This window comes from Runella limosa DSM 17973, from assembly GCF_000482465.1.
Taxonomy (GTDB): Bacteria; Bacteroidota; Bacteroidia; order Cytophagales; family Spirosomataceae; genus Runella; species Runella limosa.
The window spans coordinates 211,920-223,829 of record NZ_KI519423.1 but is presented as its reverse complement, the minus strand read 5'-3'; the positions used below and the strand labels follow the sequence as shown (position 1 = coordinate 223,829).

The window sequence follows — 11,910 nt, the reverse complement described above, 5'->3', positions numbered from 1 at the left end:
CCTGCTTCCCGATAAGTAAGAACTTCGATTTTAACGGCAAATAGGGGGTAAATGGGCGGAAAGAGGTTGTTTTGCCTCAAAAACAAACATTCATGAAAACACCTTCGTCTGCATCGCTTCGCCGCTACGACCTGGATTGGCTGCGGGTTATTTGTATTATTATCTTGCTTTATTACCACGTCGGAATGATTTACGTGCCGTGGGACTGGCACATCAAAAGCACCGAAAAAAGTGAAGTCATGCGCTGGGTGATGATTTGGTTGCATTATTGGCGGATGCCTTTGTTGTTTTTTATTTCGGGTGCGGGTACCTACTTTGCCCTCCGTACCCGCACGCTGGGTGGATATGCGTCTGAGCGCGTAAAGCGGTTGTTTGTACCGCTCGTTTTTGGGATGTTCGTCATTGTTCCTCCTCAAATTTATTACGAACGGATTTTTAACGGAATCCACTTTTCTTTTTACGCCGATTTTTACCGAACCGTATTTGACTTTGTTGCCTATCCCAAAGGAAGTTTTAGCTGGCATCACTTATGGTTTGTTGCCTATTTGTTTTTGTACTCACTTATCAGTATCCCGCTATTTCGTTGGTTAAAAACTCCCCAAGGCGAACATTTTGGCCAAACAATAGAAAAATGGAGTTTTTATAAAGGAGGGGCATTGGCTTATGCCCTCGTTTTGATTTTGAGTCAAGTGGTGCTCAAACCTTACTTCCCCGAAGAAACCCACGCGCTGGTGGACGATTGGGCTTATTTTACCTTCAATTTATTGCTATTTTGGGGTGGCTATTTATTGGTCAGTCGGCGAGCGCTATGGGAGGAAATGGCGCATCAACGTCGTATTTATGGTGGGGCTACGCTATTTTCGACGGTTATTTTATATTCCTTGTACTATTTGCGCAGATTTGTCTATCCCGAGTGGGACGAGATGGCTTGGTACGATGTCGTTTGGGACATCAACGCGTTTTGTTTGACGTGGTTTTCGGTTGTTGCGACTGTGGCCTACGGCTATCAATACCTCAATCGCCCGCATCCTGCGCTCCGCCAACTCAATGAGGCCGTCTATCCATTTTACATTCTACACCAAACCGTCATTGTCGCCATTGGCTTTTATGTACTAAAATGGAATATCGGCGTTTGGCCTGGTTTTCTTTTGGTAAGTACTTTGTCTTTACTTATTAGTATAGGGCTTTATTGGTTGGTAATCAAGCGAATAAAAATTCTTCGTATCTTCTTTGGATTGAAATAATTGTTTCGCAGTTTGCGTCAGAGACGCAATCCCACAAGGTTCCCAAAGCGAAGTTTGGGAACCGCTCTCGCCCCGACATCATGTCGGGGCGGGCACGGCCTAGCGTCTCCGACGCGATAAAAAACAGATCGGGGAGCGCGTTCTCGACGCTAAACACTTCTTTCAATGACCCTATCTTTGCCCGAAACTTTTGCTGATGGTACGACTATTGACATCGGATTGGAAAAAGGAAGCATCACGTACGTCCGAAAAGTCAATTGGACGTCGGCTTTGATTGAACAACAAGTGGCTTCCTTGGCTTATTCTGGTGAAAACCTTTTGAAAGATGCAGAGGTAGAAAAGGCAAAGTTGCCGCCTTTTGCGTTAGCGTTTTATAAGTTTTTGTTTTTCAAAGGGCAAATTCCTACTGAGCAAGAACTTTGGACGCAGTACTTAATCGCTCATTTTGGGGTGCTTGACGAAACTCGGATTCAATTTTTTCGGAAAGGAACGTGGCGTGTTTACAAGGCTGAGGCGGTGAAAGCAAGGTTATTACGCAGTTTTCCGTCGCTGATTCGAGACTTTCATTTTTTTGTACTTTGCCAAGAATCGGGGCGATTTCAAGAAGTAAAATATTCCTTGCGTGACGACTATTTCAACGGCGTAGATCTGACTTTAATGTACCAAAATAAAACGTTTCGGGTGGCAGTCATGCTCAATTCGGAACGGGCAAGGCAGTTTAAAGAACAAAAATACAGTCGCCACGCAGAAACGGATGAACAACAAGTGATTCTGCTTTTTGATTTGCCCCGAATTGAACAAAACAAAGGAAAAATAAAGCTATTTTCGTCCCAACACATCCAACAACTCATCACTGAATTAGAAAAAAGAACGCATGAATTACCACGTATTTGACGATTACGAAGCCCTTTCAGAACACGCCTCTGAGTTTATTTTGAACTACGTTCGCCAAAAACCAACGGCGACGATTTGTGTAGCCTCGGGCGAAACACCGTTGTTGACCTTCCAAAAAATTGTAGCCAAAGCCCAGCCTGGCGATTTTGACCAAGCGACCTTTGTGGGCTTGGACGAATGGGTGGGCATCTCGCCCGACAACCCAGGCAGTTGCCGTTCGTACATCGACGGGCCGTTGATCAAGCCCCTTGGCATTCCTGCCGAGCGCGTTTCGTTTTTTGACAGCCTCACCGACGATTTGGCCGCCGAGTGTGACCGCGTCAACGAATTTATCGCAAGCCGTGGTGGCTTGGACGTGATTATGGTCGGTATTGGCATGAACGGGCATTTGGGACTAAACGAACCTGGGACGTCGTTTGATACTTATGCGCACGTATCTGATTTAGAGGAGGTAACGGCTTCAGTGGGGCAAAAATATTTTGAGTCGAACACCCCATTGACGCAAGGAATTACGGTGGGATTACGTCACGTTTTGGAGGCAAAAGTTGCCATTGTCATTGCCAACGGTGCGAAGAAAAAAGCCATTATTGAGCGTGTGCTCAACGAACCCGTAGGCGAAAACTTACCAGCTTCGGCCTTGAAACTTCACGCCAATAGCTATTTGTGGGTGGACGCAGCGGCTAATCCCGCTTAGATTTTATGCCCTATTTTTCTGTGACTGTCAAAATGAAAATGTTCATTTTGACAGTTGTTAGAGAACATCCCTTATCTCCTCTTTCTTGTCAAAAACACTTTTGGCAAACGGACACAGAGGGATTATTTTTAAGTTTTTTTCCCGTGCAAAATCTACGGCAGCCATCACAAGTTGCAACCCTACATTTTTTCCTTTGAAATCGGGATTTACCTCTGTGTGGTCAATGATAAATTTGTCGTTTCCCGCCCAAGAATACGTCATTCTGCCTGCTTCTTTACTATCTTCCGAAGCTTTAAAAAAACCTTTAGATTCTCTGTTAAATTGTTCAATCGTCATGGTTGAATTGTTTTTTAAATTTTGAATGTTGGATAAGGAACAAAGTCAGTTTCGCCCGAAATTTTAGGGAAAGTTTGATTTTTCCAATCTTGCTTTGCTTGCGCCAATCGCTCTTTGCTTGATGAAACAAAGTTCCAATCAATAAATCTTTCCTCAGGAAATGCTTCTCCGCCAAAAATATAGACCGTAGAATTTGCGGCGATATTGAATGTGCAAAGTTTTGTGTCTTTGGCAATTAATATTTGTTTTGGTCCATACACATTTCCCTCGCTCGAAATGGAGCCATCGAGAATGTACAAGGCACTTTCTCCATAAAGCATATCGCCAATGCTCACTTGCGCGGCTTCTTTACTTTTGATCTCGATAAAATAAAGTGGACTATGCACAGGCACAGGGGAGGTTTTCCCAAATACTTCGCCAGCAATTAGCTTAAATGACAAATTCCCATCTTCCCAATGTGGTATATCTTCGGCAGGAATGTGGGTAAAAGAAGGTGCTATTTCTTCCAATTCTTTTGGTAAAGCAACCCAAATCTGTAATCCATGAAGCGTTTTGGTGGAATTTCTTAGCCGTTCTGGTGTTCTCTCAGAATGTACAACCCCACTGCCTGCGGTCATCCAATTCACCGCCCCAGGTTGTATTTCTAGTTCACTCCCAATACTATCACGGTGTACGATAGCCCCCTCAAATAAGAACGTAAGGGTAGAAAGACCGATATGTGGGTGCGGTAACACATCCATATTTTCCCGCTCATTCATTTTTACTGGGCCCATGTGGTCAATAAATACAAAGGGACCCACCGACCTTTTTTGGCGAAAGGGGAGTAGTCGCCCCACCATAAAGTTGCCAATGCTGGCGGCTCGTTCTTCTATGATTAAACTGATGTTTGACATAACTTACCAGATGATAGGTTTATGGGAACTCCCTTCTTAGATTTTTTTGCGAAGGGCATCAAACAGCCCCGCCGTAAAGGCACCAAGCGGAACGGTTGACATGATTTTTAAATCGTCCAGCAAGGTAGTGTCTTCGTCCAAAAAGGCAAACAAGCGTGGCGTTGGATTTTTCTGATAAAGCGCGGTAAATACCTCTTTTCCTGAAGCACGACTTTTGAGTAGGACGTTTAGTAAAGTGCTGTCAAGCAGGTCTTTAAATCTTTTTTTAAGAGAACGTTTTGGGGGGAGAGGTTTTCCAATTGTGACCAAATTTTTGACCAACTCACGCGTAAATCGCTGCGTACGCTGAAACGCATAGCCCGTCGAGGCTTTGACGTAGCCCCCTCCCGTACCAATACGGAAAACATGCTCTCCTTCCAGTGAGGGCGTAGGTTCGTCGGTCATTGGAATAACACCGAACTCCTCGTGTTCAATCCGAAAGTCGCTGATTTTCAGAAAGTCTTTGATATAAGCATGAAGTTCGGCATCGTATTCGGTCGTGGGCAGTAGTTTGTCCGAAAAAATGGTGTATTCGATCATCGCCCGCGTTGGACTTTCGGGTAAGACATACATAAACCGTACACCGAGGCCGCGTTGTTCAACCCGATAATCCATCATAACGGGGCAGTTAGGGTCAAAAACAGGCACGTCGGTTTCAATTTCCCACCCTTTAAAATGTTGAAGCAGGTTATGGCAATCGGGTAAATTTAGCTTCAACGAGTAGGTGCTATCAAAGACGTAACCGCCAAGGTATTGGTTGTTTTCTGTGATAATAAAACCACCGTTGGGTGTGTCTTTAACTCGCTCGATGCGCTCTTGAACAAAAGTAATGTTGGGATTTTTGGCTAAATCGGTTTTGACAAAGGTATAAAAATCAATTCCCCGTAGCCATTTGTAGGAATAGGGCGCAAGCTCAAGCGCCGACGAAAAGTTTGTTCCATGAAAATACACCTGATTCCATTGGCGGTGCACAATCGAATCAAATGGGCTTTGGGTATCTTTCTCCCAAAAACACCAAGTCCGATCGTTTTTGGACTTGGTGTCTTGGTCAATAATGAGAATGGATTTATCGCGCAGTACTGTTTGGTTCATGTAATAGGCCAAACTAAGTCCTGCTAATCCCCCTCCTGCGATGATGAAGTCGTAGTTTTGCATGTACTATTATTCATAGTGGCCTTCGAGTGCTAGAATACGAACAGAATTGTCATAGACTTTATACACCATGCGATGCTCATCGGTGATTCTGCGAGACCAGCAACCAGCAAAATTGCCTTTAAGTGGTTCGGTTTTTCCTATTCCTTCAAAAGGATTTCTTGCAGTTTCGACGATGATTCGGCAAATTCGAGAATGCACTTTTTTATTGGTACTCGCCCATTCGGAAAGTTGTTCAAATGCGTCTAAATCGAATTCAACTTTTCTCATGGATGAAAAGTTTTAAATTCCTCAATATCAATGTCTTCGTTCGCATTCATTCTTGCTGATACCGATTCAAATTCTTGAATAGAAAAGGACAGAACTTCTTTGCTTTGAAGTGCATTTTGAACTTTAGTTTTTGTTATTTCACTCAAGTCTGAAGGCTCCTCCACCGTCAACTTAAGCCGACGGCCTTTAAACAAACTTCGGAGCGACTCCAGGAAATTTTCGTTTAGTTCATCTGCGTCTATTTCGTAAGTGACGGTCATGGGTGTATAACTATTAAAGTGAAAACTTGCTTAAATCGGTACGTTGACGTGGCGCTCAGAGTGGTAGCTCGAACGAACGAGTGGTCCCGACTCTACGTATTTTAAGCCCCGTTTGAGCCCTTCTTCGCGGTACATGGCAAAGGTGTCAGGGTGAATCCACTCAATCACTTCGTGGTGCATTTTGGTCGGTTGCAAATATTGACCCAACGTAAGAACGTCCAAACCGTGCGCTACTAAGTCGTCCATGGCTTTGAACATTTCGTCTTGCGTCTCGCCCAAACCAAGCATAATGCCCGATTTGGTACGTTTTCCGTAGGCTTTGGTACGCTTAATTTGTTCCAAACTACGTTCGTATTTGGCCTGTGGACGTACGGCGCGGTACAACCGAGCCACGGTTTCGACATTGTGCGATACCACTTCTTGCCCTGCCGAAATCATTCGTTCCAGCGCTTCCCAGTTTCCTTTGGTATCAGGAATCAGCGTTTCAATGGTAGTAGCGGGGCTCAATTCTTTGGTCAAAACGACGGTTTGGTGCCAAATTTCGGCGCCACGGTCTTTTAACTCGTCTCGGTTTACGGAGGTAATAACCGCGTGTTTTACGCCCATTGTTTTGATGGCTTCGGCCACGCGGCGTGGTTCGTCGGCGTCGTATTCGTTGGGGCGGCCCGTGGCTACGGCACAAAACGAGCAGCTGCGCGTACAGACATTCCCCAAAATCATAAACGTGGCGGTACCTTCGCCCCAGCATTCGCCCATGTTAGGGCAATTTCCACTTTCACAAATGGTGTGGAGCTTATTGGTATCCACAATCGTCCGAACTTTACGGTATTCTGGCCCAGTCGGAAGTTTAACTCTTAGCCAATCGGGGCGTTTTTTGCGCTCAGATGCGATTACAGGAAGTTCTATCATTGCTTTATTGCGTGATTTATCACGAATTGTAAACGATTAATTAAAGTTTGGGCACAGACTTGATGCCCGAAGTGGTTCCAATGCGCCTCATCCTTTGCTCGACAACAAATCCCAGCGCGTTCTAGTTTCTCAATTGCTTCTGGTACGTTGCCAAGTATCTCTATTCCATTTTGTTGCATCAATACTTCGTACGGTGTTTTTGATGAAGTAGCCCGAAGCAGCGGTGCATCAACAGGAAAGCTAACGAGTGTGGCATTGTTTTTTTTACAAATTAACTTAATTTTTTGAATGCCTAAGTCAGTTATTTTTTCTGCTTGAAGATAATCTGCGGGCTTAAATTCCTCATGTTGAGCCTGATTAGCGGCTTTTTGGGAGGACGAACCTTCGAGTAAAATCTTTATTTTGGGAAGTAAGAACGAAAGCAACTTGGAGTGATTGACCAAAAAACGGGTAAGGGAATTTTGAACGGGATTGGCATAATAAATCTTCCCTTGGAGGTTGAGGTAAGGCCGTTGTTGCTGATTATTATGGTAAATACTCGCTTTTTCTAACTCAAAACTGTTGTTGATAAAGTCGTTTTCGCAAAACTGAAGAACCACCACGTCGGGTTTGATTTTGCCAATGACTTGTTCGAGTTGCATGGCTTCTTGGAGTGTGCCGTGCCCGCCAGTGCCGTTGGCAAATACTTCAAAAGAAAGCTGTTGTCCCAGCAGCGAGAAGTACGTGCTATCGTCGGAAGCATCAATGGCTTGGGTGAAAGAATCGCCGATAAAAAGGACTTTGGGGCGGATAGAGGCCGTATCTCCAAACCGACGAAAGCCGTCTTGATTGGTGGTATATAAAAGCGAATAAGGCTGTCCGCAACCATCCACTTTGGCAAGCTCATAACGGACGTTTCGTTGGGTAATCCAGCCCAAATACGAATCTGATTGGAGGTAACTGAGGCCCTTTTTGGCAAAGAACCTCATGCCCATTTCAACAATCCCTAAAGTGACGATGCAAGAGAATAAAAAGAGTAAAGCGTTCTGAAACAGGGACTTCATTTTTTATTTCCAAAAAACAACGTCACGTAGCCCGACGTAAATAAGCTACGGTTTTCGGCAAAAGGAATAATGACGGGAGCTTTTCCAAAAAGCTCGGTCAAAAAGCCAATTTCTACGCCTGTGAGGTTGCTACGAAAGGCACTTAATTCAAAACTAAAGCCAAGTTTGGCGTTGATACCAGGAATAATTTTAGAATTACCTAAGCCTTGAAGAATATTGCCAGACCCAAGGATATTGCCCAAATCGGTATGTTTGAGGGGATCATAAGCTTCGGTGCGAACTACGCCAGGACGGACTTGGTACTGGATATAATAGGGTTTCAAAATGCCGAGTGATACCCCCGCAGCAAGAATACCGTTGATTGAAATTCCTTCGTCGTTGTTGCGATTCGATAAGATGATTTCACGACCGTATTGGGGGCGTAAGACAAAAAGATAGTTCTGCTTGCCAGGCGTAAAACGTGCGCCTGTATTGCTCGACTGCGACAATTCTTTCGGGTGACGAACATTAACAAGCTCAAGACCTAAATAGCGGTATTGGTGACGGCCAAAAAGTTCTTTGTCGATTTGAGAAGAATGACGAAATACAAAACCACCCAGCAAACCCGAGTTGGTGTTGGTGGTTACTCCATAGGTAGTAATGGAACTGTACTCTTCTTCGCCGTCGTCTTCGGCGTTGGTTTTAGTACGGCGTTGTTGGCTCCATGCAGCTTGTACAAGCAAGAGCAAAGCAAGGGTTATGGTCGAAACAGCTTTCATCTGACTTTGCAAAAATTTTACTTAAACCTACCAAAAATACCTGTTATAGTCAAGTTAATTTACGTGAAAAGGTATAAAAAAGTTGCGTTTATAAGTGTGGAAGATAAACTATTTTCGGGTACGAGTGGTTCAGAATTTTTTCATAAACCGTAAATTGCACATCAATACACCTTATAACTAGACAAAAATGCCAACCGTACAAACCACCTACCTCGGAGAATTACGCACCGAAGCTGTTCATTTACAGTCGGGTACTACTATTATAACTGACGCTCCCACCGACAATAATGGAAAAGGAGAAGCGTTTTCTCCCACCGACCTTGTTGCGGCTGCTTTGGGAAGCTGCATGATGACCATCATGGGGATTGTAGCCCGTCGTGATGAAATCGACTTGAAAGGTTCACAAATGGAAATAACCAAAGGCATGTCGGCGGAGCCTCCGCGTAAAATTGCGAAAGTAGAAGTGAAGCTGTCGATGCTGACAGGTACGGAGCTAAGCGATGCCGAAAAAGCCAAATTGGAAAGAGCGGCGCACACTTGCCCCGTAGCTCTAAGCTTGCATCCTGATATTGAGCAAGCCATCACTTTTGAGTGGAAGGTGGGATAAATTGTGTGGAGGTTTGCTCACAACCCGACTATCTCACTATCGTCGGGTTGTGAGCAACCCTCAGCACAGTAAACGGGTTGTGAGCAACCCTCCACACGAACAGAACAAAAAACAAAAGATGAAGACACTACTAAGTTTATTTTTGGGAATGTGGGTCGTTATTGACTTGAATCAGACCATTTTTGCGGAAAAAATTCAAGTTGAGAAAGGACCTACCAAAGCCGCGACTTCCTTGGCCTTAGCCAAAAGTTTTGTGGGGACACCCTACGTAGCGCATACACTAGAACGTTCGCCCGAAAACTTGGTGTGTAATCTTCGAGAATTTGACTGTTATACTTTTGTGGAGTCGGTATTGGCAATAACTCATGCCCGTCACCACCAAAAATCCTACATGCAATTCCAAAATCAATTGGTGCAAATGCGCTACCGAAACGGCGTCATTGATGGTTATGGTTCGCGTTTGCATTATTTTTTGGAATGGAAATTTCAGGGGGAAGCCAAAGGGCTGTTTGACGATGTGACCGAACAATTAGGAGGGACAAAAATTCAACCTTCCATCAATTTTATGACGTCGCACCGCGCGGCCTATGCGGGTTTGGTTGAGGAAAAAGACTTCCAGACGACCCAAGAAGTGGAGGCGAAACTGTCGAGTAAATCGTGGCATTATCTTCCCAAAAAAGAGGTAGAAGGCATTGAGTCAAAATTGCAAGACGGTGATATCATTGGCATTACGTCGGGCATTGAGGGGTTGGATTTTAACCACGAAGGTTTTGTGGTGAAACGCAACGGCCGAGCATATTTATTGCACGCTTCGCTCGAAGCCAAAAAGGTGATTGTAGCGACTGAAACCTTGGCGGATTACCTTCAACGGGTCAAAAAGCACAGCGGTATTGTGGTTTTACGCATTAAATAATCTTAGTTTTCATGAAAATAGCCATCGCCCAATTACAATCGGCCAGGGGAGATATTGCCCAAAACAAAGAAAAACACCTGCGTTTTGTGGCGCTTGCGGCGGAGAAACAAGCAGATTTTTTGGTCTTTCCTGAATTGTCGTTGACCAATTACGAGCCGCTTTTGGCCGAAAGTCTGGCGGTGGAGAGCGACGATGCGTCGTTGGATGAATTTCAGGAACTGAGTAACCTACACCGCATGACGATTGGCGTGGGGATGCCCACCCGAAGTGCGGCTGGGCTACATATCAGTTTGGTGTTGTTTCGTCCGTACCAAACGCGCTTGGTTTATTCCAAAAAATACCTTCACGCCGACGAAGAGCCTTTTTTTGTCAGTGGCAAAAATTTTACCACGATTGAGGTAAAACAGGAAGCCGTAGCGTTGGCAATTTGTTATGAATTGTCAGTCGAGGTGCATACCCAAAGCATCATTGAGAGTGGAGCGAAAATATACGTAGCTAGCGTGGCCAAAACGGTGGCAGGTATGGAAAAATCAGCCGAAATTCTCTCAAAACTAGCTTCCGAACGTGGAATGACGGTACTGATTGCCAATTGTGTGGGGCAGTGTGAAGACTTTGTGGGGAGCGGTAAAAGTGCGGCTTGGTCGCCCGAAGGATTACTAAAGCAGCTTGACGATGAAATGGAAGGGGTTTTGGTGGTCGATACCAAAACCCACGAAGTCGATGTCAGGATTAATTCCTAGCCGAAAACCAGCCTTGAGTCGTCGTCGAACTTTCTAGTTTTTTCTCCAGTGCGTCGGGTAGTTTTGGGAAAAAATCAATGCCCGTGAGGCGTTCAATTTCATCCACACTGACCACAAATGTTTTGAGGTTTTCGCTCGAAAATTCGTTCTTCAAAATAAAACCAATCATGCGCGGTTGGCGGTCGGTGAGGCAAAGCGCAATTTTATAATACATTTCGGGAACGGCGATTTCGTTGTTTTTGCCAATGGTAGGTAAGCCAGGTTTTAAAACGGGCCCCGTAACAATGTACAATTCTTCGTCGCGTTGTGCCCATTGACGAAATTTTTGCTCCAAATCGTTCCAAATCCCACGGTTAAAATCGCCCACTTGTGGACTGATGTTGCTCATGTAAAACGTTTCTTGCTTATCGTCGGGCGAAATATTAAAATCTCCCGCAGGCGCTAAGTGCCCACGGTCGTAGCCCGAGCGGGTATAATCAGCGTGCGTAGCCGAACCTGTTTTGACCAGTGGGTCAGGCACAAACTTATTGCCGTCGCGGGAGAGGTAGGCACGAGCTTCATCGCCCAACAATTTATACGCTACCCAGTCTGCTTGCTCGTATTGTTCGCGGTACCGAAGTGTAATGCGGTGGTGGCGGATAATTTGGTCGTTGGCGCCGATGGCAGGCAAGCCAAAATCCTTGGCCTTAGAAAAATCAGCATTGTTACTGCTGGTGTTTTCTGATTCTTCATCTTCCGAAGCACTTTCAGCATTGCTTTTGAGTCCTTCTTTTTCTAACAAACTACGGTCGTCTGAGGCTACATCGTCGTACGACGTTCGGTCGTCGGAGGCAGTGCTGGTAGGTTCAGGGTTTTTGTAAGGATTATTTCTGTCCGAGGAGCGTTCTTGGTATATAAACACACTCTTAACGTCGTTCCAAAACGAAACCAACGGTTTGGTGCGGCCACGGTAATGAAGCACCAACCCGATGGCGATAAAAGTAAATAACAACATTAGGGTGTTTCCCCAGCGCAGACCTTTCCGATAGTACATACTTAATGTTTGTTCTCTGTTTTTTGGTATAAAACGCAAAGAACGGTACAGAAGGTCGAACAACGCAACGTTTTTTTTGAACTTCCCAAAAGTTTCCCCACTTTCGAGTTGATATTAGACCAACA

The 11,910-nt window shown here is 44.9% G+C and carries 15 protein-coding genes; 6 read left to right on the top strand and 9 right to left on the bottom strand.

The window, feature by feature from the left end; genetic code table 11:
* Positions 1–92: 92 nt before the first annotated feature.
* The 3 genes from K339_RS0120800 (at position 93) to K339_RS0120790 (ending at position 2,832) form a co-directional block, all read left to right on the top strand.
* Positions 93–1,244, top strand: a complete 1,152-nt coding sequence (locus tag K339_RS0120800) for an acyltransferase family protein (RefSeq protein ID WP_028525330.1) — start codon at positions 93–95, stop codon at positions 1,242–1,244.
* Positions 1,245–1,409: 165 nt separating this feature from the next.
* A complete protein-coding gene (locus tag K339_RS0120795; protein WP_028525329.1) occupies positions 1,410–2,138 on the top strand; it encodes a hypothetical protein in 729 nt (242 codons plus the stop codon).
* Positions 2,119–2,832 (top strand): glucosamine-6-phosphate deaminase, encoded by a 714-nt coding sequence (locus K339_RS0120790; RefSeq protein ID WP_028525328.1) that lies wholly within the window; start codon positions 2,119–2,121, stop codon positions 2,830–2,832. The genes K339_RS0120795 and K339_RS0120790 overlap by 20 nt, the downstream gene beginning before the upstream one ends.
* Before the next feature lie 57 nt (positions 2,833–2,889).
* Here K339_RS0120790 and K339_RS0120785 read toward each other — a convergent pair whose 3' ends face one another.
* The 8 genes from K339_RS0120785 to K339_RS0120750 are packed head-to-tail and all read right to left on the bottom strand — an operon-like array spanning position 2,890 to position 8,492.
* Positions 2,890–3,168, bottom strand: a complete 279-nt coding sequence (locus K339_RS0120785) for a GNAT family N-acetyltransferase (protein ID WP_028525327.1) — start codon at positions 3,166–3,168, stop codon at positions 2,890–2,892.
* Between the two features lie 14 nt (positions 3,169–3,182).
* Positions 3,183–4,061: a pirin family protein gene (locus K339_RS0120780; protein ID WP_028525326.1), complete on the bottom strand. Its 879-nt coding sequence runs from the start codon at positions 4,059–4,061 to the stop codon at positions 3,183–3,185.
* Positions 4,062–4,097: 36 nt separating this feature from the next.
* Complete coding sequence (locus tag K339_RS0120775; protein ID WP_028525325.1) at positions 4,098–5,255, bottom strand: lycopene cyclase family protein; 1,158 nt, start codon at positions 5,253–5,255, stop codon at positions 4,098–4,100.
* Between the two features lie 6 nt (positions 5,256–5,261).
* The gene (locus K339_RS0120770; protein ID WP_028525324.1) at positions 5,262–5,522 is read right to left on the bottom strand and encodes a Txe/YoeB family addiction module toxin; all 261 of its coding nucleotides are present in this window, start codon (positions 5,520–5,522) and stop codon (positions 5,262–5,264) included.
* Complete coding sequence (locus K339_RS0120765) at positions 5,519–5,782, bottom strand: hypothetical protein (RefSeq protein WP_028525323.1); 264 nt, start codon at positions 5,780–5,782, stop codon at positions 5,519–5,521. The genes K339_RS0120770 and K339_RS0120765 overlap by 4 nt, the downstream gene beginning before the upstream one ends.
* Before the next feature lie 30 nt (positions 5,783–5,812).
* Positions 5,813–6,691, bottom strand: a complete 879-nt coding sequence (gene lipA, locus K339_RS0120760) for a lipoyl synthase (RefSeq protein ID WP_028525322.1) — start codon at positions 6,689–6,691, stop codon at positions 5,813–5,815.
* The gene (locus K339_RS0120755; RefSeq protein WP_157607678.1) at positions 6,688–7,734 is read right to left on the bottom strand and encodes an SGNH/GDSL hydrolase family protein; all 1,047 of its coding nucleotides are present in this window, start codon (positions 7,732–7,734) and stop codon (positions 6,688–6,690) included. The genes lipA and K339_RS0120755 overlap by 4 nt, the downstream gene beginning before the upstream one ends.
* Positions 7,731–8,492 carry a hypothetical protein gene (locus K339_RS0120750; RefSeq protein ID WP_028525320.1) on the bottom strand — a complete coding sequence of 254 codons (762 nt, stop codon included), beginning with the start codon at positions 8,490–8,492 and terminating at the stop codon, positions 7,731–7,733. Before K339_RS0120750 ends, K339_RS0120755 begins: the two co-directional genes overlap by 4 nt.
* A 187-nt stretch (positions 8,493–8,679) precedes the next feature.
* On the opposite strand from K339_RS0120750, the gene K339_RS0120745 reads away from it, so the two are divergent.
* From K339_RS0120745 to K339_RS0120735, 3 genes are all read left to right on the top strand, one after another.
* The gene (locus K339_RS0120745; RefSeq protein WP_028525319.1) at positions 8,680–9,099 is read left to right on the top strand and encodes an OsmC family protein; all 420 of its coding nucleotides are present in this window, start codon (positions 8,680–8,682) and stop codon (positions 9,097–9,099) included.
* Positions 9,100–9,217: 118 nt separating this feature from the next.
* Positions 9,218–10,012 carry an N-acetylmuramoyl-L-alanine amidase-like domain-containing protein gene (locus K339_RS0120740; protein WP_028525318.1) on the top strand — a complete coding sequence of 265 codons (795 nt, stop codon included), beginning with the start codon at positions 9,218–9,220 and terminating at the stop codon, positions 10,010–10,012.
* 11 nt (positions 10,013–10,023) lie between these two features.
* Positions 10,024–10,752, top strand: a complete 729-nt coding sequence (locus K339_RS0120735; protein ID WP_028525317.1) for a carbon-nitrogen hydrolase family protein — start codon at positions 10,024–10,026, stop codon at positions 10,750–10,752.
* Here K339_RS0120735 and K339_RS34340 read toward each other — a convergent pair.
* Positions 10,742–11,785 carry a DNA/RNA non-specific endonuclease gene (locus tag K339_RS34340; RefSeq protein ID WP_037301402.1) on the bottom strand — a complete coding sequence of 348 codons (1,044 nt, stop codon included), beginning with the start codon at positions 11,783–11,785 and terminating at the stop codon, positions 10,742–10,744. The two genes, K339_RS0120735 and K339_RS34340, sit on opposite strands and share 11 nt — an antisense overlap.
* Between the last annotated feature and the right edge of the window lie 125 nt (positions 11,786–11,910).

Bases quoted from the DNA above. Each gene is read 5' to 3' on its own strand.
- K339_RS0120800 (WP_028525330.1), top strand. From the start codon at position 93: ATGAAAACACCTTCGTCTGCATCGCTTCGCCGCTACGACCTGGATTGG.
- K339_RS0120795 (WP_028525329.1), top strand. From the start codon at position 1,410: ATGACCCTATCTTTGCCCGAAACTTTTGCTGATGGTACGACTATTGAC.
- K339_RS0120790 (WP_028525328.1), top strand. From the start codon at position 2,119: ATGAATTACCACGTATTTGACGATTACGAAGCCCTTTCAGAACACGCC.
- K339_RS0120785 (WP_028525327.1), bottom strand. From the start codon at position 3,168: ATGACGATTGAACAATTTAACAGAGAATCTAAAGGTTTTTTTAAAGCT.
- K339_RS0120780 (WP_028525326.1), bottom strand. From the start codon at position 4,061: ATGTCAAACATCAGTTTAATCATAGAAGAACGAGCCGCCAGCATTGGC.
- K339_RS0120775 (WP_028525325.1), bottom strand. From the start codon at position 5,255: ATGCAAAACTACGACTTCATCATCGCAGGAGGGGGATTAGCAGGACTT.
- K339_RS0120770 (WP_028525324.1), bottom strand. From the start codon at position 5,522: ATGAGAAAAGTTGAATTCGATTTAGACGCATTTGAACAACTTTCCGAA.
- K339_RS0120765 (WP_028525323.1), bottom strand. From the start codon at position 5,782: ATGACCGTCACTTACGAAATAGACGCAGATGAACTAAACGAAAATTTC.
- lipA (WP_028525322.1), bottom strand. From the start codon at position 6,691: ATGATAGAACTTCCTGTAATCGCATCTGAGCGCAAAAAACGCCCCGAT.
- K339_RS0120755 (WP_157607678.1), bottom strand. From the start codon at position 7,734: ATGAAGTCCCTGTTTCAGAACGCTTTACTCTTTTTATTCTCTTGCATC.
- K339_RS0120750 (WP_028525320.1), bottom strand. From the start codon at position 8,492: ATGAAAGCTGTTTCGACCATAACCCTTGCTTTGCTCTTGCTTGTACAA.
- K339_RS0120745 (WP_028525319.1), top strand. From the start codon at position 8,680: ATGCCAACCGTACAAACCACCTACCTCGGAGAATTACGCACCGAAGCT.
- K339_RS0120740 (WP_028525318.1), top strand. From the start codon at position 9,218: ATGAAGACACTACTAAGTTTATTTTTGGGAATGTGGGTCGTTATTGAC.
- K339_RS0120735 (WP_028525317.1), top strand. From the start codon at position 10,024: ATGAAAATAGCCATCGCCCAATTACAATCGGCCAGGGGAGATATTGCC.
- K339_RS34340 (WP_037301402.1), bottom strand. From the start codon at position 11,785: ATGTACTATCGGAAAGGTCTGCGCTGGGGAAACACCCTAATGTTGTTA.